Source organism: Pseudomonas sp. 18-147 (assembly GCF_051048045.1).
GTDB lineage: Bacteria > Pseudomonadota > Gammaproteobacteria > Pseudomonadales > Pseudomonadaceae > Pseudomonas > Pseudomonas aeruginosa.
Genome location: NZ_CP182296.1, coordinates 2437461 through 2456995 on the forward strand (window position 1 = coordinate 2437461; position 19535 = coordinate 2456995).

19 protein-coding genes are annotated in these 19535 nt (G+C 67.2%); 7 read left to right on the forward strand and 12 right to left on the reverse strand.

Annotated elements, in window-relative coordinates:
• Positions 1-18 precede the first annotated feature (18 nt).
• Positions 19-1365 carry a class II 3-deoxy-7-phosphoheptulonate synthase gene (locus tag ACM0M4_RS11765; RefSeq protein WP_003104160.1) on the reverse strand — a complete coding sequence of 449 codons (1347 nt, stop codon included), beginning with the start codon at positions 1363-1365 and terminating at the stop codon, positions 19-21.
• A 174-nt stretch (positions 1366-1539) separates the two neighbouring features.
• On the opposite strand from ACM0M4_RS11765, the gene ACM0M4_RS11770 reads away from it, so the two are divergent.
• Positions 1540-2289, forward strand: a complete 750-nt coding sequence (locus ACM0M4_RS11770; protein WP_012613926.1) for a spermidine synthase — start codon at positions 1540-1542, stop codon at positions 2287-2289.
• Positions 2290-2314: 25 nt separating this feature from the next.
• Here ACM0M4_RS11770 and ACM0M4_RS11775 read toward each other — a convergent pair whose 3' ends face one another.
• Complete coding sequence (locus ACM0M4_RS11775; RefSeq protein ID WP_003104155.1) at positions 2315-3106, reverse strand: crotonase/enoyl-CoA hydratase family protein; 792 nt, start codon at positions 3104-3106, stop codon at positions 2315-2317.
• Between the two features lie 310 nt (positions 3107-3416).
• On the opposite strand from ACM0M4_RS11775, the gene ACM0M4_RS11780 reads away from it, so the two are divergent.
• Positions 3417-5120: a DEAD/DEAH box helicase gene (locus tag ACM0M4_RS11780; RefSeq protein WP_003119873.1), complete on the forward strand. Its 1704-nt coding sequence runs from the start codon at positions 3417-3419 to the stop codon at positions 5118-5120.
• 366 nt (positions 5121-5486) lie between these two features.
• Here the strand turns inward: ACM0M4_RS11780 and ACM0M4_RS11785 are convergent, their stop codons facing one another.
• From ACM0M4_RS11785 to ACM0M4_RS11810, 6 genes are all read right to left on the reverse strand, one after another.
• Complete coding sequence (locus tag ACM0M4_RS11785; protein ID WP_054375724.1) at positions 5487-6257, reverse strand: DODA-type extradiol aromatic ring-opening family dioxygenase; 771 nt, start codon at positions 6255-6257, stop codon at positions 5487-5489.
• Between the two features lie 90 nt (positions 6258-6347).
• Positions 6348-7316: a LysR family transcriptional regulator gene (locus ACM0M4_RS11790; protein WP_033979829.1), complete on the reverse strand. Its 969-nt coding sequence runs from the start codon at positions 7314-7316 to the stop codon at positions 6348-6350.
• Between the two features lie 36 nt (positions 7317-7352).
• Positions 7353-8792, reverse strand: a complete 1440-nt coding sequence (locus ACM0M4_RS11795) for an efflux transporter outer membrane subunit (RefSeq protein ID WP_003114759.1) — start codon at positions 8790-8792, stop codon at positions 7353-7355.
• Positions 8789-9853 carry an HlyD family secretion protein gene (locus tag ACM0M4_RS11800; protein ID WP_054375723.1) on the reverse strand — a complete coding sequence of 355 codons (1065 nt, stop codon included), beginning with the start codon at positions 9851-9853 and terminating at the stop codon, positions 8789-8791. The genes ACM0M4_RS11795 and ACM0M4_RS11800 overlap by 4 nt, the downstream gene beginning before the upstream one ends.
• Positions 9854-9864: 11 nt before the next feature.
• Positions 9865-11457, reverse strand: a complete 1593-nt coding sequence (locus ACM0M4_RS11805; protein WP_003114761.1) for an MFS transporter — start codon at positions 11455-11457, stop codon at positions 9865-9867.
• A 137-nt stretch (positions 11458-11594) separates the two neighbouring features.
• On the reverse strand, positions 11595-12554 hold the full coding sequence (locus tag ACM0M4_RS11810; protein ID WP_003143729.1) for a LysR family transcriptional regulator: 960 nt from the start codon (positions 12552-12554) through the stop codon (positions 11595-11597).
• Between the two features lie 129 nt (positions 12555-12683).
• Here ACM0M4_RS11810 and ACM0M4_RS11815 point away from each other — a divergent pair, with 129 nt between their 5' ends.
• Positions 12684-13130 (forward strand): universal stress protein, encoded by a 447-nt coding sequence (locus tag ACM0M4_RS11815; protein ID WP_003106084.1) that lies wholly within the window; start codon positions 12684-12686, stop codon positions 13128-13130.
• 55 nt (positions 13131-13185) lie between these two features.
• Positions 13186-13842, forward strand: coding sequence for a thiopurine S-methyltransferase (locus ACM0M4_RS11820; RefSeq protein WP_003106082.1), 657 nt, complete (start codon positions 13186-13188; stop codon positions 13840-13842).
• A 31-nt stretch (positions 13843-13873) separates the two neighbouring features.
• Here the strand turns inward: ACM0M4_RS11820 and ACM0M4_RS11825 are convergent, their stop codons facing one another.
• The 4 genes from ACM0M4_RS11825 to ACM0M4_RS11840 form a co-directional block, all read right to left on the reverse strand.
• The gene (locus tag ACM0M4_RS11825; RefSeq protein ID WP_003090916.1) at positions 13874-15001 is read right to left on the reverse strand and encodes a M14 family metallopeptidase; all 1128 of its coding nucleotides are present in this window, start codon (positions 14999-15001) and stop codon (positions 13874-13876) included.
• A 140-nt stretch (positions 15002-15141) separates the two neighbouring features.
• Positions 15142-16017 (reverse strand): protease HtpX, encoded by an 876-nt coding sequence (gene htpX, locus ACM0M4_RS11830; RefSeq protein WP_003090915.1) that lies wholly within the window; start codon positions 16015-16017, stop codon positions 15142-15144.
• 133 nt (positions 16018-16150) lie between these two features.
• Positions 16151-16603, reverse strand: a complete 453-nt coding sequence (locus ACM0M4_RS11835) for a hypothetical protein (RefSeq protein WP_221345538.1) — start codon at positions 16601-16603, stop codon at positions 16151-16153.
• 51 nt (positions 16604-16654) lie between these two features.
• Positions 16655-17866 (reverse strand): pyridoxal phosphate-dependent aminotransferase, encoded by a 1212-nt coding sequence (locus ACM0M4_RS11840; RefSeq protein ID WP_003090913.1) that lies wholly within the window; start codon positions 17864-17866, stop codon positions 16655-16657.
• A gap of 184 nt (positions 17867-18050) precedes the next feature.
• Between ACM0M4_RS11840 and msrB the strand changes: the two genes are divergently transcribed.
• The 3 genes from msrB (at position 18051) to ospR (ending at position 19534) form a co-directional block, all read left to right on the forward strand.
• Positions 18051-18449 carry a peptide-methionine (R)-S-oxide reductase MsrB gene (gene msrB / locus ACM0M4_RS11845; RefSeq protein WP_003090911.1) on the forward strand — a complete coding sequence of 133 codons (399 nt, stop codon included), beginning with the start codon at positions 18051-18053 and terminating at the stop codon, positions 18447-18449.
• 111 nt (positions 18450-18560) lie between these two features.
• Positions 18561-19046 (forward strand): glutathione peroxidase, encoded by a 486-nt coding sequence (locus ACM0M4_RS11850; RefSeq protein WP_003090910.1) that lies wholly within the window; start codon positions 18561-18563, stop codon positions 19044-19046.
• Positions 19043-19534 (forward strand): hydroperoxide stress response transcriptional regulator OspR, encoded by a 492-nt coding sequence (ospR, locus tag ACM0M4_RS11855; protein WP_003114767.1) that lies wholly within the window; start codon positions 19043-19045, stop codon positions 19532-19534. The genes ACM0M4_RS11850 and ospR overlap by 4 nt, the downstream gene beginning before the upstream one ends.
• The last annotated feature ends 1 nt before the right edge of the window (position 19535 follow it).

Consider the following 19535-nt stretch of genomic DNA (forward strand, 5'->3'; position numbering starts at 1 on the left):
GGAGCGGCCGCGGCGCGCTCAGCGGCGCACCTGCTTCAGGGTTTCGGCGATCAGGAAGGCCAGCTCCAGCGACTGGTCGGCGTTCAGCCGCGGGTCGCAGTGGGTGTGGTAGCGGTCGCTGAGGCCGTCTTCGGTGATCGGTCGCGAACCGCCGATGCACTCGGTGACGTTCTGCCCGGTCATCTCGATGTGGATGCCGCCGGCGTAGCTGCCTTCGGCCTGGTGCACCTCGAAGAACTGGCGGACTTCGGCGAGCACGCGGGCGAAGTCGCGGGTTTTGTAGCCGCTGGAGGCCTTGATGGTATTGCCGTGCATAGGATCGGAACTCCACAGCACCTGGCGGCCCTCGCGCTGGATGGCCTGGATCAGGCGCGGCAGGTGGTCGCCGACCTTGTCGGCACCCATCCGCACGATCAGGTTGAGGCGGCCCGGATCGTTGTCCGGGTTGAGAATATCGATCAGGCGGATCAGCTCCTCGCTGTCCATGCTCGGCCCGACCTTGACCCCGATCGGATTGCCCACGCCGCGCAGCATCTCGACATGAGCGCCGTCGATCTGGCGGGTGCGGTCGCCGATCCAGAGCATGTGCGCCGAGCAGTCGTACCACTCGCCGGTCAGGCTGTCGCGGCGGGTCAGGGCTTCCTCGTAGTTCAGCAGGAGCGCTTCGTGGGCGGTGAAGAAGCTTGTTTCGCGGAGCTGCGGCGCGCTGTCCAGGCCGCAGGCGCGCATGAAGGCGAGGGTCTCGTCGATGCGGTCGGCGAGTTGCTGGTAGCGCTCGGCCAGCGCCGAGTTGGCGATGAAATCGAGGTTCCAGCGGTGCACCTGGTGCAGGTCGGCGAAGCCGCCCTGGGCGAAGGCGCGCAACAGGTTGAGGCTGGCGGTGGACTGGTGGTAGGCCTGCAACAGGCGCTCCGGGTCCGGCACGCGGCTCTTCTCGTCGAAGCCGATGCCGTTGACGATGTCGCCGCGATAGGCGGGCAGGGTCACGCCGTTCTGCGTTTCGTCGCCGGAGGAGCGCGGCTTGGCGAACTGGCCGGCCATGCGCCCGACCTTCACTACCGGGCAGCCGGCGGCGAAGGTCATTACCACCGCCATCTGCAAAAGTACCTTGAAGGTATCGCGGATCTTCGCCGCGGAAAATTCGGCGAAGCTTTCCGCGCAATCCCCGCCCTGGAGCAAGAAGGCGCGTCCGGCGGTGACTTCGGCGAACTGCCGGCGCAGCTCGCGAGCCTCGCCGGCGAAGACCAGCGGCGGGTATCCGGCGAGGGTCTGCTCGACCCTGGCCAGGTGCGCGGCATCGGGGTACTCGGGTTGTTGCTGGATCGGCTTGGCCCTCCAGCTCTCGGGGCTCCAGGACTGGCTCATCTACGACTCTTGGCAATGCTCGGGAAAGCGGATTGCGGCATGGTAGAGCAGCTCGCCGCAGCGCCGCCAGCGATCGTTGCAATAGCGGAAATCCATCGTCGGGCCGGCTTTGCTATGCTGTGGTGCTTTTGCCGGAGCGCCTGGCGATAGCCGGCGAAGCGGCGGGGGAGGTGAGTGGTGAGCGAAGAACGTCTGCTGGTCGAGGAGCGCGACGAATACGGGGTCATCCGGGTCATCGAGTCCGGCGACTATCGCTTCCTGGAGTTCGGCGACGGTGTCGAGCAGAGCTGCGTGTTCATGCCCGATCCAGCCTGGCTGGAATACGACTACACCCGCGCCATGCTGCTCGGCGGGCTCTGCCATTCGCAACCGCGTCGCGCGTTGTTCCTCGGTTTCGGTGCCGGCAGCCTGACCCAGGCCTGCCTGCGCCACCTGCCGCTGGAGGAGGCCGAGGCCATCGAGCTGCGCCCGGCGATTCCGCGCCTGGCCCGCGAGCATCTGGGGCTGCGCGACGACCCGCGCCTGCGATTGCGCATCGGCGACGCACTGGAGAGCCTGGGCGAATGCGCGGAGGCCGACCTGATCTTCCTCGACCTCTATACCGATACCGGCCCGTCGGCCGCGCACCTGGCCTGGAATTTCCTCGGTGCCTGCCAGGAGCGCCTCGCCGAGGATGGCTGGCTGGTGATCAACCAGTGGAGCGGCACCGATGGCAAGCCGCTGGGCGCGCCGCTGCTGCGCGGGCGCTATCACCATCATTACTGGGAGTGTCCGGTGGCCGAGGGCAACGTGGTGATGCTGGTGCCAGCGAACCTGGCCCTCGAACTCAACCAGGAAGCCCTGCGGACGCGTGCCGCGGCGCTGGAGCCGCAACTCGGCTATTCGTTGCAGGGCTATATCGACAGCCTGCGCCCGGCCCAGTAGCCAGGGCGCGCGGACAAGGGCCCGGCTAGCGTCCTTCGAAGCGTCCCGGGCGGCGTTCCTGGAGAGCGCGCAGGCCTTCCTTGGCGTCCTCGCTGTCGAGCAGGCGCCTGGCGGCTTCCGGCAACGCAGCGGCGGCGACCGCTTCGCCTTCCAGCAGGGCCTGGCGCGCCGAGCCGAGGGTGGCGCGCACGCCCAGCGGCGCCTGGGCCGCGACCCGTTCGGCGAGGGCGATGGCGTGGTCGAGGAGGTCCTCCGGGGCGGTGACTTCCTGCACCAGGCCGAGACGATAGGCTTCGTGGGCGTCGAATTCGTCGCCGGTGAGCAGCCAGCGCATGGCGTTGCCCCAGCCGGCGACCTGGTGCATGCGCAGTGTCGCGCCACCGAACGGGAGGATTCCGCGCTGCACTTCGAGCTGGGCGAAGCGCGCGTTGCTGGCGCAGAGGTTGATGTCGGCCGCCAGCATCAGTTCGATGCCGATGGTGTAGCAGTAGCCTTGCACGGCCACCACCAGCGGCTTGCTTGGACGCCGGCCGCCGAAGGTGCCCCAGGGATCGACGGCGCCTTCGGGGAGTTTCCAGCCCTGGCGGAAGGTCTCGCCGACATTGGCCAGGTCCAGCCCGGCGGTGAAATGCTCGCCGTGGGCGAAGAGCAGGGCACAGCGCAACTGGTCGTCGGCCTCGTATTCGCCGAGCGCGGCGACCAGGTCGTCGAGCATCGGCAGGTCGAAGGCGTTGCGCTTGGCCACGCGGTCGAGGCCGAGCAGCAGCAGGTGGCCGCGCCGTTCGCGGCTGATGCGTCCTGGGAGGGTGTCGTTCATGCGGCGGTTTCCTGGCGGGGGGCGGGCAACGTCGGTATAGACGTCTGGAATCGGGATGTCCATTGTCAGTCTCTCCGATGACGCATGTCGGAAAAAACGCACACAAACGTCAAAATTCCGGTATGATGCGCGCCGGTCAAAACTGACCCCGTTCAGGACCTGCATTTTTCGGAGCGCTGTGCTCTGGCTGTGTATCCGCTCTGCGGATTTCCTTTACGTAATCTTCTAATTCAAAAGCAATCTCGCAAATCCCCGCCCCAGCTGCCTGGGTGGCCGTTTCGGCCGTACAGGGCATGAGCAGCCATGGGTCATGGGTCTTTGCGGATGTATACGAGGCAAACCCATGACTCAGGAAACCGTCGGCTTCGCCGCGCTCGGTATTCACCCCAATGTGCTCGCGGCAATCGTCGCCGTAGGCTACGAAGAGCCTTCGCCTATCCAGGCTCAATCGATTCCGCTGATCCTCGAAGGCCACGACATGATCGGCCAGGCGCAGACCGGTACCGGCAAGACCGCCGCGTTCGCCCTGCCGCTGCTGTCGCGCATCGACCCGAGCCGCCGCGAGCCGCAGATGCTGGTGCTGGTGCCGACCCGCGAGCTGGCCCTGCAGGTCGCCACCGCCTGCGAAACCTATTCCAAGCAATTGCCGGGCGTCGGCGTGGTCGCCGTCTACGGCGGCGCGCCCATGGGGCCGCAGCTGAAGGCCCTGCGCCAGGGCGCACAGATCCTCGTCGCTACCCCCGGCCGCCTGTGCGACCACCTGCGCCGCGACGAGAAGCTGCTGGCCACCGTCCAGCGCCTGGTGCTCGACGAAGCCGACGAGATGCTCAAGCTCGGCTTCATGGACGACCTGGAAGTGATCTTCGAGGCGCTTCCCGAATCGCGCCAGACCGTGCTCTTCTCGGCGACCCTGCCGGCGTCCATCCGTGGCATCGCCGAGCGCCACCTGAAGCAGCCCAAGCACGTCAAGATCGCCGCCAAGACCCAGACCGTGGCGCGCATCGAGCAGGTCCACCTGATGGTCCATGCCGACCAGAAGGCCGGTTCGATCCAGCGTCTGCTGGAAGTCGAGCAGTTCGACGCGCTGATCGCCTTCGTCCGCACCAAGCAGGCCACCCTCGACTACGCCGAATTGCTCGAGCGCCAGGGCTACCGCGCCGCCGCGCTCAACGGCGACATGCCGCAGGCCCAGCGCGAGCGGGTCATCGAGTCGCTGAAGGACGGTTCGCTGGACATCGTCATCGCCACCGACGTTGCCGCCCGGGGCCTGGACGTACCGCGCATCACCCACGTGCTGAACATCGACATGCCCTACGACCCCGAGTCCTACGTGCACCGCATCGGCCGTACCGGCCGTGCCGGCCGGGAAGGGCGCGCGCTGTTGCTGGTGACTCCGCGCGAGCGGCGCATGCTGCAGGTGATCGAGCGGGTCACCGGGCAGAAGGTCGGCGAAGTCCGCCTGCCGGATGCCGAGACCGTGCTGGAGGCCCGCCTGGCGCGCCTGGCCGCGAGCCTGACGCCCTTGCTCGACAGCGCCGTCGAGCAGCGCGGCGCGGTGCGCGACGAGCTGTGCCGTCGCCTCGGCTGCGATGCCGAGACCCTGGCCGCCGCATTGCTGGCACGCCTGACCGCCGGCAAGGCGCTGGACCTGGAGTCGGTGCGCCGCGAACAGCCGCTGACCCCATCGGCACCGCGCGAGCGTGCCGACCGTGGCGAACGCGGCGAGCGTCCGGAGCGCAGCGGCGAGCGTCGTCCGATGGCGCCGCCGAGCGAAGGCCGTGCCCGCTGCCGCACTGCCCTCGGCGCGCGCGACGGGGTTGCGGCGAAGAACCTGCTGGGCGCGATCCTCAACGAGGGCGGCCTGTCCCGCGAGGACATCGGTCGCATCCAGATTCGCGATACCTTCAGCCTGATCGAACTGCCCGAGGCCAACCTCGAGCGCCTGCTGACCAAGCTCAAGGACACCCGCGTCGCCGGCAAGGCCCTGCGCCTGCGCCGCTATCGCGAGGACTGAGGTCCAGCGCGATGAACAAAAGCCCCGCTTCGGCGGGGCTTTTTCATGGGCTTGATGTTTGCTGGCCGGGCTGTTTTTCGCGCCTGCCCCGGCTTCTCGTTTCGTCACCCCGGGCGAGCCCCTCTGGCAAGCGTCTAAAGGAAACAAAAGACTCGCCCAGCCGCCAGGGCAGGCACCACGTCGTGCATGCCAGACCTGCACATACCGAAGCCCTGATCTGCCGCCTATCCATGACATCGCGGATAACGCCTATGGCGTTATCCGCGCTACAGGACTATATCGCTCGCGATTTCCTGGCTGCCAGCCGAGTCCACCCAGCTTGCGGCGGGAAGCCAATGCTCTCCGCCAGTCCCACGAGAAACCCTGTCAATCGAAGCGATAGATATCCATCCCCAACGAGCCCAGGGTAAAGCCGCTGTGCTCGACGCGCATCCCGCCGCCGCCCGCGCCGCGGGCGAAGAACAGCGGCAGCAGGTGCTCGTCGCTGGGGTGGTTGCGCGCCGCCCAGGGCGCCTGCCGGCGGTAGTCGTGAAGCGCGGCCTCGTCGTCGGCCTGGAGCTTTTCCACCATCCAGTCACGGAACTCCCGCGCCCAGGGCGCGATGGCTTCCGGTCCGGCGTGCCAGTCCAGTTCGCCCAGGTTGTGGGTGATGCTGCCGGAACCGATCAGCAGCACGCCTTCCCCGCGCAGTTGGCGCAGGGCCTGGCCGACGCGGCTCTGCAGGGCCGGACCGAGGCGGCTCGGCAGGGACAGCTGGAGCACCGGGATGTCCGCCTGCGGGTACATCAGGCTCAGCGGCACCCAGGTGCCGTGGTCGAATGGTCGCTGTGGGTCGGCCTGGGCCGGCAGGCCGGCGGCCTGGAGCAGTTCGATCGTCCGCTGCGCCAGCGCCGGCGCGCCCTTGGCCGGGTAGCGCACGGCGTAGAGGGGCGGCGGAAAGCCGTAGAAGTCGTGCCAGATATCCGGCACCGCGGCGCCGGTTACCCGCAGGTCGTCGCTTTCCCAGTGCGCGGAAACCACCAGGATCGCCTTCGGCCGCGGCAGCTCTGTAGCCAGGCGGCGCAGTTGTACGCCGCTGGCGCCCGGTTCGAGGGCGAGCATCGGTGAGCCGTGGGAAATATAGAGAGTCGGTAGCATGATTCACCTCGTGACTCGGATGAGCCATGTTCCTCCCTCGATCAATCGAAAACCAGTATATGTTTTTGAGGATACCTATCGACCCAGGCGTTAGGTCGCGGTCTCGCGCGCTACGCCGGTTGGGCTTTCCGCCCAGTAGCGCCGATCGTCGAGGATCGCCCTGTCACGCTCGAACGCCAGGGGCAGGCGTTCCCTGAGGAAGTCCACCCAGGTGCGGATCTTGGCGTCCAGGTAGCGCCTCGAGGAGTACAGCACGAACACCTCGCGGACATGCAGTCGATGGCCCGGCAGTAGCCGCAACAGGCTGCCTTCCTGCAGCGCGCGGGCGGCGACGAAGCCGGGCAGCAGGCAGACGCCGAGCCCGGCCGCGGCGGCGCAGGCGGCCTCGGGAAGGTTGACCTTGAGCGCCTCGTCGAGATCGAGCAGCGTTTCGCCGCGTTCGCCGACGAAGGCCCAGCCCTGCGGGCAGGACGGCGCGGCCACGTTCAGGCAGCGATGCCGCAGCAGGTCCTCCGGCGTGCGTGGCACGCCATGCCGTGCCAGGTATTCCGGCGCGGCACAGACCACGCTGAACACCTGGCCGAGATCGCGGGCGACCAGGGTCGAGTCCGGCAAGGTTCGGCCGAGGGTGATCAGCACGTCCAGGCCTTCCTCGAGCAGGGCCGGGGTGCCCTGGGCCAGCGTGAGGTCGACGGAGACGTCCGGATGGCCGTCCAGGTAGTCCACCAGTAGCGGCATCAGGTGCTCGAGGCCCAGTTCGGTCACCGCGTGGAGGCGCAGGCGACCGCTGGCGTGGGACTGGCTGTCTTCGACGTCCGCCGCGGCGGCGGCGACCGTGCGTAGGATCTGCTTGCAATGCTCGTAGTAGCGCAGACCGCTTTCCGTCACCACGACGCTGCGCGTATTGCGTTGCAGCAGGCGCGCCGAGAGCGCCTGTTCGAGCCCGGCGACCTGGCGCGAAACGGTCGCCGGAGAGGTCCCCAGCGCCTGGGCGGCCTGGGTGAAGCTGCCGTGCTCCACCACGCGGACGAAGGTCCGGATACCTTGCAGCAGGTCCATTTCCAACTCCTTCGCCGGTCCGCGCCCGGCGCCGTCTCAGCCCGACGCCGGGTCGGACGTTGGGCTCCAGCCGCCGCCCAGCGCCTTGTAGAGGTTGACCAGGGTCAGCGACACCGCTTCGTCGCTGGCGACCTGCTGTTCCTGGTTGTCCAGCAGTTGCCGCTGGCTGTCGAGCACGCTGAGGAAGTCCACCGCGCCGGCGCGGTATTGCTCGCGGGCGCTCTGCAGGGCGCGGCGGTTCTGCGCCACGGCTTCGCCGAGGCGCTCCTGGCGGCGCTGGTTGGCGGCGTAGTCGTGCATCGCGTCGTCGACTTCCTGCCAGGCACGCAGCACGGTGCGCTGGTAGTCGATGGCGGCTTCCTGCTGCTGTGCCTCACGTAGCTCCAGGCGTCCGCGCAGGCGTCCGCCTTCGAAGATCGGCAGGCTGAACGCCGGGCCGATGGCGAACTGGCGATGGTCCCAGTCGCCCAGGCTGGACAGTTGCAGGGATTCGAAACCGAAGTTGCCGTTGAGCGTGATGCGCGGATAGAAGTCCGCCTTGGCCACGCCGATGCTGGCGGTAGCGGCGTGCAGGCGCGCTTCGGCACGACGGATGTCGGGGCGGCGCTGGGCCAGTTCGGACGGCAGGCCGACCGGCACGCTGCCCGGCGGACGCGGAATCGCCCGCGCCGGGCCGAGTTCGGCGAGCAGGCTGCCGGGGCTGGCACCGACCAGGTAGCCGAGGGCGTTGACCAGGTGCGCCTGGTTCTTTTCCACCTCGGGCAGGCGTGCCTCCATGCTGGCCACCTGGGCCAGCGCCTGGGCTACCTCGAGGTCGGTGGCGACGCCGTTGGCCAGGCGCGTGCGGGTGAGTTCCAGGCTGCGCCGTGCGGTCTCGAGGTTGTCGCGGATGATCGCCGCACGGTTCTGTTCGCCGCGCAACTGGATATAGTCGCGCGCGGCTTCCGCCAGCACCGAGACCTGCACGTCGCGCAGTTCGTTCTCGCTGGCTTCCACCGTCGCGTCGGCGGCTTCCAGCTCGCGTCGCACGCGGCCCCAGAAGTCCAGCTCCCAGGAGGCGTCGAAGCCGGCCAGGGCGTGGTTGTAGTTGCCTTTGCCGGCCTTGCCGGAAGGATCGAACAGGCCGGCGCTGGTGGTCCGCTGGCGCTGGTAGTTGCCGCTGGCGTCCACCGAGGGCAGGGCGTCGCCGCCGAGGCTGCGACGGATCGCGCGGCTCTGCTGCAGGCGCGCCGCGGCGCTGCGCAGGTCGAGGTTGGCACGCTGGACCCGTTGCAGCAGGGCGTTCAATTGCGCGTCGTCGAACAGCGTCCACCATTGGGCTGCGAGCGGCGCGGCGGCGAGGTGGCTGGGGTTGCCGGCAGCGGCCTGGAGCGACCATTCGCCGGGCGCAGGGCGGTCCGGGCGGGTGAAGTCGGGGCCGAGGCTGCAGGCGCCGAGCGCAAGGCTGGCAATAAGCAGGAGCGGAGTGCCTTTCATTGCTGGGCGACCTCGGCGGAGCGGGTGCCGGTCGCGGTGTCGATCCGTGCTTCCACCGACATGCCCACACGCAACTTGCCCGCCATGGCCTGGCGCGGCTCGAGAACGATCTTCACCGGGATCCGCTGGACCACCTTGGTGAAGTTGCCGGTGGCGTTGTCCGGGGCGATCGGCGCGAAGCTCAGGCCGGTGGCCGGTGCGATGCTGTCGACATGGCCGCGCAGAACCCCGCCGGGGAAGGTATCGACGCGGATCTCCACGGCCTGTCCGGGAGAGACGTGGGTCAGTTGGGTTTCCTGGAAATTGCCGACCACGTAGGCCTGCTGCAGGGGCACCACCGCCAGCAGCGCGCTGCCCGGCGTGACATAGGCGCCGACGCGCAGTTGGCGGCGGCCGACCTGGCCGTCGAAGGGCGCGCGGAGTTCGCAGTAGGAGAGGTCCAGGCGGGCCTGGTCGCGTCGCGCCTGCATGCGTTGCAGGTCGCCACGGGCCTGGCCGACGCGGGCTTCGAGGACGCTCACCTGCTTGCGCGTGGCATCCACTGCGGCCTGGCCCTCGGCCAGCCGGGCGCTGGCGGTATCGATCCGCGATTGCGCCTGCTGGGCGTTCTGCAGGCTGCCGGCGCCCTTGCTGGCGAGGGTCTGGTAGCGGCTTTGCTCGTGACGGGCGAAGACCAGCTCGGCCTGCTCGGCGCGGACCTTGGCCCGCGCCTGTTCGATCAGCGCCTGCTGGCGTTGCAGGTTGGCCTCGGCATTGGCCAGGTTGGCCTCGGCACCGAGCACGTCGGCTTCGGCGGCGGCCAGGGCGGTGCGGAAGTCGCGGTCGTCGAGGCGGGCGAGCAACTGGCCGGCCTTGACCGGCTGGTTGTCCTCGACCAGAACGTCCTGGACGAAGCCGGCGACTTTCGGCGCGACCAGGGTGAAATCGGCGTGCACATAGGCGTCGTCGGTGCTCTGCACGACCCGTGGGGCGAGCAGGTGGAACAGCAGGTAGACCAGTAGGGTCAGGACCAGCAGGGCGGCGAGCAGCAGGCTGCCCTTGCGCGAAGTGATGAACGACATACAGCGACCTTTCAGTGTGTGGGAGCGACCGGGCGGGGCGGGTAGGCCCGTTGCGGCAGGATCGGAATCAGGATCAGCAGGGCGCAGGCCAGGCCGGCCATTGCCAGCAGCACGTCGGCGTTGCCCAGCACCTGGGCCTGTTGGCGGGCCTGTTCGGCCAGGTGCTGCCAGTGCGCGCCGGAGTCGGCGCCCGGTTGCAGGCCGGCGATCTGTTGCAGGCGCAGTTCGACGGCCTGGGGCGCATTGCCCAGGTGATCCACCAGGCGGTTGGAGTGGTAGTGCTCGCGGGCGGTGCCGAGGGCGCCGATCACCGCGGTGGCGACTACCCCGGAGAAGCCGCGGACGGTGTTGAACCAGGCCGAGGCGAAGGGTCCCTCGATGGGCGCGATGACGCTGGTGGAGAGCATCAGCAGCGGAATCACCGCCATCGGCTGGCCGACCACCAGTAACAGCATCGGCAGGTAGAAGTCCTCGCGCACCCAGTCCGCCGTCAGTTGGCTGAAGCTCAGACAGGCACCGGCGCACAGGCACAGGCCGCAGGCCAGCACCCAGCGGCAGTCGACCCGCGGGATGTTGCAGAGGGCCGCCACCAGCGGCAGCGCGACGAGCTGCGGAAGGGCCACCAGCAACACCATGGGTACGCTCTGCAGGGGGCGGTAGCCGCGGATCTCGGCGAGGAATTCGGTCGGCACGCCCATGCTCGCGCCGAGCACCACCAGCACGCCGGCCAGGGTGATCAGGGCGAAGGTCAGGTTGCGGCGCTTCAGCAACTGCAGGCGGAAGAACGGCAGCGGGTGGCTCCATTCGTTGACCAGGAACAGCCCCAGCAGGAGGCTGCCGCTGCCCAGCAGCAGGCAGATCAGCGGCGACTCGAACCAGTCCAGGCGTTCGCCTTGCAGCAGACCGATCACCAGGGCGCAGATCGCCGGGAAGCCGGTGAGCAGGCCGATGCCGTCGAACTGGCGGAAGCGTTCCAGGCGCACCGGGTCCTGGGGGATGCCATGGGACACCGCGGCCATCGCCACCAGGCACAGTGGAATGACCTGCCAGAACACCCACTGCCAGCCGACGTATTCGAACCAGAACGCCGCCAGTGGCAGGCCCAGGTTGGGCCCGAAGGTCGCGGTGAGGGCATAGGCGCCCAGGCCATAGAGCTTTATCCCGGGTGGCAGGAAGCGTAGCGCCACGGTCATCAGCATCGGCGGCAGGCAGCCGGCCATCAGCCCTTGCAGGGTGCGCAGGACCAGCAGGCTCTCGAGGTTCGGCGCGAACGGACAGAGCAGGGCCAGCAGGGCGAAGCCGCCGATGGCGAAGAGCGTGAAGCGGCGCAGGGAAAAGGTCACCGAACACCAGGGTGCGAATGCCATGGCGGCGACCTGGGTGGCTTCGTAGAGCACGGTCAGCCAGGTGCCTTCGTCATGGCCAATGGCGAGTGCGCCGCGCACATCGGTCATGGCGATCTCGGTGACATGACCATTGAGACCGGCGGTGAGCGAGGCGAGCAGCACGCCGAGCAGGCCTACCACGATGCGCGTGCCGAAAGGCTGGGCGGCGGGGGCTGCGGTTGGCGTCGGCTGGCCGAGCGGGGTGGCGAGCGAAGTCATCGCGACCTCGCTACGGCGAGGGTGGGGAAACAAGGCATGGGCGGAAACTCTTCTGATTTCCGCCGCAGTCTAGGAGCGTCCCGGTAGTGTGAAAATTGAAATGATCGAAATGAATCAGTGCATTTTGTGCATCTGTTTCAGTTGGAGCCAAGCAGCGGATGGGGATCGCTCTGCACTTCCTCGCAAATCCGCTTGATCGTTTGCCGGAACCAGCGGTGCGCGGGATCGTTGTCGAAGCGTGGATGCCAGGCCTGGACCACCATCACGGTCTTCAACGGCACCGGGATGTCGAACTGGCGCAGGCCCAGGCCCAGTCGGTTGGCCCGCCACAGGGAATGCTCGGCGATCGGCAGCAGCAGGTCGGAGCCGGGCAGGGCGAAGATCGCCGAGTGGAAGGTCGGGCTGATCAGCTTGACGTCGCGCTTCAGGCCGAGTTCTCCCAGGGCCTGGTCCAGCGGTCCATGGTTGAGGCCACGACGCGAGACGGCGATATGCGGAAAAGCGACGAAGCGCTGCGGAGTGATCTCGCCGTCGAAGATCGGGTGCCCCTGGCGGGCCAGGCCGACGAAGCGGGTGGTGAGCAACTGCTGGGTCTTGACCTCGGGTTCCATCCAGGACGAGGCGCCGATGTAGAGGTCGATGCGGTTCTGCCGCAGTGCCTCGTCGTCGATGTCCGACTCCTGCACGAAGCGCAGGGTGCAGCGCGGCGCCTCCTCGGCGAAGATCTCCAGCAGGCGTATCGACAGACCGCCGACCAGGGTGTTGTTGGAACGCAGGGTGAAGCAGCGCTCCAGCTTGTCCAGTTGGATGGTCTCGCGAGTGTTGAACAGGTCGCGGGCCTGGTCCACCAGTTGCCGGACCTGCTCCTGCAGTTCCAGGGCACGGGGCGTGGGCACCAGCTTGCGGCCGGCGCGGACCATGATCGGGTCGCCTACCGCCTCGCGGATCCGTGACAGGGTACGGCTCATCGCCGGTGGGCTGAGGTGCATGCGGCGCGCGGCTCCGACCACGCTGCCCTCTTCGAGAAGAACGTTGAGGGCGACCAGGAGATTCAGATCGGGAAGATGCATGGAGTGGAAGTATAAGCACGCTGGCATGCGCAGGGTGCAGTCTTTCGTTCTCCCAGGCGTGCGTTCGCTGCATTGCTGGATTGCGTTCGCGGTGCCTTTACGCGCACCGGTGGCTGCCGAAGAATGCCGGTGCACGCTCTATCCGAGGATTTGCCGATGTTCCATACGCTCCTGGTCGCCATCGACGGCGGCCCGCAGACCCGTCGCATTGCCGAGCTGGCGCGGCAGGCCGCCGCGCCGGGCGCGCGGGTCCACCTGCTGTGCGCGGTGGACGCCGGCTATGCGTTGCCGGGCCGGCCGACGCTGCTCGACTATCCGCCCGCCGCGCACGAGTGCGAAGAGGCCCGGCAGGTGCTCGACGAGGCTTGTGCGCTGCTAGCCGGGTGCGAGCTGGAGGTACGGGCCGAGCTGCGTGCCGGCGACCCGGTGCAGGTGATCCTGGGCGAGGCGCGGCGCCTGGGCTGCGAGCTGATCGTCATCGGCCATCGGCACCTGGGACGGCTGGAGCGCCTGCTCGATCCTTCGGTCGGCGACCGGGTGATCCGCGAGGCGCCGTGTCCGGTGCTGGTGGAAGTGCGCGAGGGAGATGCGCAGGGGAGTTGACCTGCCGGCCGATTGTCGCCACCTTGCGGTTTTTCCCACGAATGCGGAGGACAGGATGCAGGCGGATTTTTGGCACGCCCGCTGGGCGAACAACCAGATCGGCTTCCACCTGGACGAGATCAATCCCTACCTGATGCGCCACCTGTCGCGGCTGCGACTGCAAGCGGGCGAACAGATCCTGGTGCCGTTGTGCGGCAAGACCCTGGACCTGGCCTGGCTGGCCGCCCAGGGACTGGAGGTGCTGGGGGTGGAGCTTTCGGAAAAGGCCGTGAGCGACTTCTTCGAGGAGCACGACCTGCGCCCCGAGATCGATCAACTGGATGGTTTCCGCCGCTACCGGGTCGCCGGCATCACCCTGCTGCAGGGTGATTTCTTCGCCTTGCAGGCAGAGCACCTGGCGCAGTGCAGGGCGTTCTACGACCGCGCCGCGCTGATCGCCCTGCCGCCGGAGATGCGTGAGCGCTATGCCGGGCATCTCCAGGCGGTCCTGCCGACGCGCAGCCTCGGCTTGCTGGTCACCATCGACTACCCGCAGGCGGAGATGGCCGGTCCGCCGTTCGCCGTGCCCGACGAGGAGGTGCGTGGCTACTACGCTGGCGGTTGGCGGATCGAGGAACTGGAGCGCGGCGACGTGCTCGGCGTCAACTGGAAATTCCTCGAGCGCGGGGTGTCCTGGCTGGACGAGGCCGTCTACCTGCTGGAGAGAGGCTGAAACGGGGCGCCGCGCGGCGCCCCGTCCATTTTCAGCGGAGTTCGTCGACCAGTACCGCAAGGGTGCTCAGGACGTCCTGGCCGAGCCGCTTGGAGCGGGCGCCGGACCAGCCGGTCCCGGGCTCCGGGTTGTCGTCGTGGTCCTTGAACGGCATCTCGATGGTGAACGCCAGGCAGTCGTAGGTCTGCCCGACGAAGTTGCAGGCCAGCGCCAGGTTGGCCTGGCCCGGCGCACTGCGTGGGTAGCCATGGCGGATCTGGAATTCGCCGCGCGCCATCAGTTCCTCGCGGAAGCGTTGCTCGAGCCGTTCCAGGCGGGGCGTATAGCCCGGGTTGCCCTCGCAGCCGGCGGCGAATACGTGGGGGATTTCCTCGTCGCCGTGGATGTCGAGGAACAGGTCGACGCCATGGCGCTTCATCTCCTGCTGGACGAACCAGACTTCCGGGCTGCGCTCGGCGCTCGGCTCCAGCCAGGCCCGGTTGAGATCCTGGCCGGCGGCGTTGGTGCGCAGGTTGCCGTGGAACGCGCCGTCCGGGTTCATGTTCGGCACCAGGTACAGGTCGGCCTTTTCCAGCAGGCGCTGCATTTCCGTATCGTCCGGCCGCTGCAGGCGCTCGATCAGGCCTTCCATGAACCATTCGGCCATGTGTTCGCCGGGATGCTGCTGGGCGATGACCCACAGCTTCAGGTGGCTGTCGGGATGGCGCCTGACCCGCAGCAATTCGATGTCGCGGCCTTGCACGCTGGTGCCGACGGCGAGCCGTTCGACGCCCTCGATGCCGAGCGCACGTTCGACCAGGCGGGCATGCCGTTCGCGGCTGTAGGGCTCGAAGTAGGCGAAGCGGACTTCGCTTTCTTCCGGTTCCAGCTGGAAATGCAGGCCGTCGGCGTCGTATTGCGACGGTACGCGGAACCAGCGTTCGCCATCGTACGAGGCGACTGCCTGGTAGCCGCTCCAGGCATGGCTGTAGGCCGACTGGCCGGCGTTGACCAGGGTGAAGCGGTGCTCGGTGGCGGCAGCCATGCCCTCGACCTTGAAGTGGAACCACTGGAAATGCTGGCTGGCCAGGTCGGGACGGATCGCCAGGCGGATCCGGCGGGGATCGCTGGCATCGATGACCTGGATGTTGCCGCTGTCGAAATCGGCGCGGATCTGCATGGGAACCTCATCGGGCGAAATCACGGACCCGCATGTTCCGGGGCTGGCTCGCGGCTGTCAAAGCGACCATGGATAGGTGGCTTTCCCGGGCATAAAAAAAGGGCGACCGATGGTCGCCCTGTCCCAAGTGTGAAAGCGGATCAGCGTGCGCTGGCGCGCAGCGCTTCGATACGATCTTCCAGCGGCGGGTGGCTCATCAGCAGGCCGGCCAGGCCGTGCTTGAGGCCGCCATTGATGCCGAAGGCGTTCAGGGTGTCGGGCATCTGCACCGGCACGCCCTGTTCCGAACGCAGGCGTTGCAGCGCGGCGATCATCGCGCCGGTGCCGGCCAGGTGGGCGCCGGCGGCGTCGGCGCGGAACTCGCGGCGGCGCGAGAACCACATGACGATGATGCTGGCGAGGATGCCGAGCACCAGTTCGGCGAAGATGGTCGCGACGAAGTAGCCGATGCCCGGGCCGTCCTCGTTCTTCAGGATGGCCTTGTCGACGAAGTTGCCGAAGATCCGCGCGAAGAACATCACGAAGGTGTTCACCACGCCCTGGATCAATGCCAGGGTGACCATGTCGCCGTTGGCGACGTGACCGATCTCGTGGGCGAGGACGGCTTTCACCTCATCGGGCGAGAAACGTTCGAGCAGGCCCTGGCTGACCGCGACCAGCGCGTCGTTCTTGTTCCAGCCGGTGGCGAAGGCGTTGGCCTCGTAGGCGGGGAAGATGCCGACCTCCGGCATCTTGATGCCGGCTTCGCGGGACAGCTCTTCGACGGTTTGCAGCAGCCACTGTTCGTGACGGGTGCGCGGCTGGCTGATGACTTCGGTACCGGTGCTCATCTTCGCCATCCACTTGGAGATGAACAGCGAGACCAGCGAACCGGCGAAACCGAACACGGCGCAGAAGACCAGCAGGCTGCCGTAATTCTGGCCGGTGAAGCGGTCCACCCCGAGCAGTTTCAGGGTGATGCTGGCAATCACCAGGACTGCCAGGTTGGTGGCCAGGAACAACAGGATGCGCATCATGGTGTAAAGCTTCTCCTCACGGCTGAAGGCACGGAGCGCGGTTCGCAGGCCGCCGGGGCGGGCGAACGGGCTCCTGATAATCATGCGGGGTTATATAAGGGGCGGTCCATGGCGATTCAATCGAGGGACTATTTCAAACTGTGTCGCCTTGCGCGCCCAGATTGCCCTCGAACAGCAGTCGGGTCAGCCCGGCCAGGCGTTCGCCGTCGCCCTGCGCCAGCGCCTGGCGCAACTGGTTGGCCAGGCTGGCCTGTTCGCGGCGCACGCTGGCCGGCGCCTCGGCCAGCGCCGCCGCGGCCCGGGGGACGATACGGGTAAGTCTTAGGAAGGCCTTTTCGCTGAGCACCGCCTGGTCGAGAGCCTCGTAATGAATGGTGTTGGCGAAGCGCAGGTAGCCTTCCTCGGCGAGCCAGAGCAACGCGCCCAGACAACTTTGGTGACGTTTGCTCGGCAGGCTGAACTCGTCCGGCGCCTCGCGGCCGATCAGGTCTTCGACGTAGAGCGCGGTCTTGCGCGGAAACGCCTGGTAGAGAAGTAGGAGGCCGCCAGCGGCGTCCTTGTGGAAGTCGTCGATCTGCAGGTCCATGGATGGGTCGCCGGGCAGGGCGGCGCCAGCGGCGCCGCGGGAGCGGGGGGGTTACTGCTGGTAGCCCTTGAGGAAGCTGCCGATGCGCAGGATCGCCTGCTCCAGGTCGTCGACGCGGGGCAGGGTGACCACCCGGAAGTGGTCGGGCCACGGCCAGTTGAAGGCGGTGCCCTGGACGATCAGCAGTTTTTCCGAGAGCAGCAGGTCGAGGACGAACTTTTCGTCGTTGTGGATCGGGCAGACCTTCGGATCGATCCGCGGGAAGGCGTACAGCGCGCCCATCGGCTTCACGCAGCTGACGCCGGGGATGTCGTTGAGCAGTTCCCAGGCGCGGTTGCGCTGCTCCAGCAGGCGCCCCGGCGGCAGGACCAGATCGTTGATGCTCTGGTAGCCGCCCAGGGCGGTCTGGATCGCGTGCTGCGCCGGGACGTTGGCGCACAGGCGCATGTTGGCGAGGATGTCGAGACCTTCGATATAGCTCTGCGCCCGCTGCTTGGGCCCGGAGATCGCCACCCAGCCGGAGCGGAAGCCGGCCACCCGGTAGGATTTGGACAGGCCGTTGAAGGTCAGGCAGAGCACGTCCGGCGCCAGCGAGGCGGTGGAGACGTGGACGGCGCCGTCGTAGAGGATCTTGTCGTAGATCTCGTCGGAGAACAGCACCAGGTTGTGCTGGCGGGCCAGTTCGACCATGCCTTCCAGCACTTCCCTGGAATACACCGCGCCGGTGGGGTTGTTCGGGTTGATGATCACCATCGCCCTGGTATTCGGCGTGATCTTCGCCTTGATGTCTTCCAGGTCCGGCCACCAGTTGGCCTGCTCGTCGCACAGGTAGTGCACCGGCTTGCCGCCGGCGAGGCTGACGGCGGCGGTCCACAGCGGGTAGTCGGGAGCGGGGATCAGCACCTCGTCGCCGTTGTTCAGCAGCGCCTGCATGGACATCACGATCAGTTCCGACACGCCGTTGCCGAGGTAGATGTCCTCGATGCCGACGCCTTCCACCTGCTTCTGCTGGTAATACTGCATCACTGCCTTGCGCGCGCTGAACAGGCCCTTGGAGTCGCTGTAGCCCTGGGCGGTCGGCAGGTTGCGGATGACGTCCTGGAGAATTTCCTCGGGAGCTTCGAAACCGAACGGCGCCGGGTTGCCGATATTCAGCTTGAGGATGCGGTGACCCTCTTCCTCTAGGCGTTTGGCGTGCTTGAGCACCGGCCCGCGAATGTCATAGCAGACGTTGGCGAGCTTGTTCGATTTGCTGACCTGCATGATGTGTCGAGTCCCGAAGTGAGCGAACACCGTGGAACAGGCTGCGAAAAGCCCGCTGGATCGCGGCTTGGCAGGCTGTAACGCGGGTGACAGACTGGCGTCTATAAGGAGCACGCATGATACGTGCGGCCCGTCCCCCGGAAAAGGGAGCGCCGGGCATTTTTCAGATCGCGAGGTAGAGCCGATGAGCAAGATCGACAAACCCCTGGACTCCTGGCGCGAGGAGTTGACCGAAGAGCAGTTCCACATCTGTCGCCTGGGCGGTACCGAACGCGCCTTCAGTGGCGAATACCACGCCACCAAGACCCCCGGGATCTATCATTGCACCTGCTGCGGCACGGCGTTGTTCGACTCCGACGCCAAGTACGACTCCGGCAGCGGTTGGCCGAGCTATTTCCAGCCGGTGGACGCCGAGGCGGTCCGCGAACTGGACGACTTCAGCCACGGCATGCATCGCATCGAAGTCCGCTGCGGTCGCTGCGATGCCCACCTGGGGCACGTCTTCCCGGATGGCCCCCGGCCCACCGGGTTGCGTTACTGCATCAACTCGGCCTCGCTGAAGCTGGTGCCGCGGGAGAGCTAGAGAGCGACGACCCGTCTTTGGTTCGGGTCGTTTTTCATTCAATCAAGTTGTGTGCAATTGAATTGCGAGCTACTTTATTTCGAGACCCACCCTCAACAAGGAAGACAAGCCATGAGCGATTCGCTGCTGAGCATTCCCTGCACCACCATCAAGGGCGAACAGAAGACCCTGGCCGACTTCGGCGGCAAGGCGCTGCTGGTGGTGAACACCGCCAGCAAGTGCGGCTTCACCCCGCAGTACCAGGGGCTGGAGGCCTTGTGGGAAAAATACCGTGAGCGCGGACTGGTGGTGCTCGGGTTCCCCTGCAACCAGTTCGGCAAGCAGGAACCGGGCGACGAGGGCGAGATTTCGCAGTTCTGCGAACTGAACTACGGGGTGAGCTTCCCGCTGTTCAGGAAGATCGAGGTCAACGGCGCCGGCGCCCACCCGTTGTTCGTCAGCCTGAAGAAGCGCGCGCCGGGCCTGCTCGGCAGCCAGGGCATCAAGTGGAACTTCACCAAGTTCCTGATCGGCCGCGATGGCCAGGTGGTGAAGCGCTATGCGCCGACCACCAAGCCGGAGGAGCTGAGCTCGGCGATCGAGGCGCTGCTTGAATGAGCACCCGGGGAAAAGTCGCCAGGCCGGATGGCGTCGAAGAATCGCTGCTGCTCGACAACCAGCTGTGTTTCAAGCTGTACGCCGCCTCGCGCGCGGTGATCCGCGGCTATCGGCCGCTGCTCGAACAGATCGGCCTGACCTACCCGCAGTACCTGGTCATGCTGGTGCTCTGGGAGTGGCATGCGAGCCCGCCGGAGCAGCCGACGGTGAAGGCCCTGGGCGACCGCCTGCTGCTCGACTCCGGAACCCTGACGCCCTTGCTCAAGCGTCTCGAACAGCTCGGCCTGGTGGATCGCCGTCGCGCCAGTCACGATGAGCGGGAAGTGCACCTGACGCTGACGGTGCCGGGGATCACCTTGCGCGAACGGGTCATTCCGCTGCGCCAGCAGCTGATCTGCAGCACCGGTTTCGACCTCAACGAGATGTTCGACCTGCACCAGCGCCTGGGCGGATTGCTGTCGCGCTTCCGTCTGGTGGTAGGAGGCTAGC

Coding starts and splice junctions, on each gene's coding strand:
- ACM0M4_RS11780 (WP_003119873.1), top strand. CDS start 3,417: ATGGGTCTTTGCGGATGTATACGAGGCAAACCCATGACTCAGGAAACC.
- msrB (WP_003090911.1), top strand. CDS start 18,051: ATGAGCAAGATCGACAAACCCCTGGACTCCTGGCGCGAGGAGTTGACC.
- ACM0M4_RS11785 (WP_054375724.1), bottom strand. CDS start 6,257: ATGCTACCGACTCTCTATATTTCCCACGGCTCACCGATGCTCGCCCTC.
- ACM0M4_RS11840 (WP_003090913.1), bottom strand. CDS start 17,866: ATGCAGGTCAGCAAATCGAACAAGCTCGCCAACGTCTGCTATGACATT.
- htpX (WP_003090915.1), bottom strand. CDS start 16,017: ATGATGCGCATCCTGTTGTTCCTGGCCACCAACCTGGCAGTCCTGGTG.
- ACM0M4_RS11820 (WP_003106082.1), top strand. CDS start 13,186: ATGCAGGCGGATTTTTGGCACGCCCGCTGGGCGAACAACCAGATCGGC.
- ACM0M4_RS11810 (WP_003143729.1), bottom strand. CDS start 12,554: ATGCCAGCGTGCTTATACTTCCACTCCATGCATCTTCCCGATCTGAAT.
- ACM0M4_RS11805 (WP_003114761.1), bottom strand. CDS start 11,457: ATGACTTCGCTCGCCACCCCGCTCGGCCAGCCGACGCCAACCGCAGCC.
- ACM0M4_RS11825 (WP_003090916.1), bottom strand. CDS start 15,001: ATGCAGATCCGCGCCGATTTCGACAGCGGCAACATCCAGGTCATCGAT.
- ospR (WP_003114767.1), top strand. CDS start 19,043: ATGAGCACCCGGGGAAAAGTCGCCAGGCCGGATGGCGTCGAAGAATCG.
- ACM0M4_RS11795 (WP_003114759.1), bottom strand. CDS start 8,792: ATGAAAGGCACTCCGCTCCTGCTTATTGCCAGCCTTGCGCTCGGCGCC.
- ACM0M4_RS11850 (WP_003090910.1), top strand. CDS start 18,561: ATGAGCGATTCGCTGCTGAGCATTCCCTGCACCACCATCAAGGGCGAA.
- ACM0M4_RS11775 (WP_003104155.1), bottom strand. CDS start 3,106: ATGAACGACACCCTCCCAGGACGCATCAGCCGCGAACGGCGCGGCCAC.
- ACM0M4_RS11835 (WP_221345538.1), bottom strand. CDS start 16,603: ATGGACCTGCAGATCGACGACTTCCACAAGGACGCCGCTGGCGGCCTC.
- ACM0M4_RS11790 (WP_033979829.1), bottom strand. CDS start 7,316: ATGGACCTGCTGCAAGGTATCCGGACCTTCGTCCGCGTGGTGGAGCAC.
- ACM0M4_RS11800 (WP_054375723.1), bottom strand. CDS start 9,853: ATGTCGTTCATCACTTCGCGCAAGGGCAGCCTGCTGCTCGCCGCCCTG.
- ACM0M4_RS11765 (WP_003104160.1), bottom strand. CDS start 1,365: ATGAGCCAGTCCTGGAGCCCCGAGAGCTGGAGGGCCAAGCCGATCCAG.
- ACM0M4_RS11815 (WP_003106084.1), top strand. CDS start 12,684: ATGTTCCATACGCTCCTGGTCGCCATCGACGGCGGCCCGCAGACCCGT.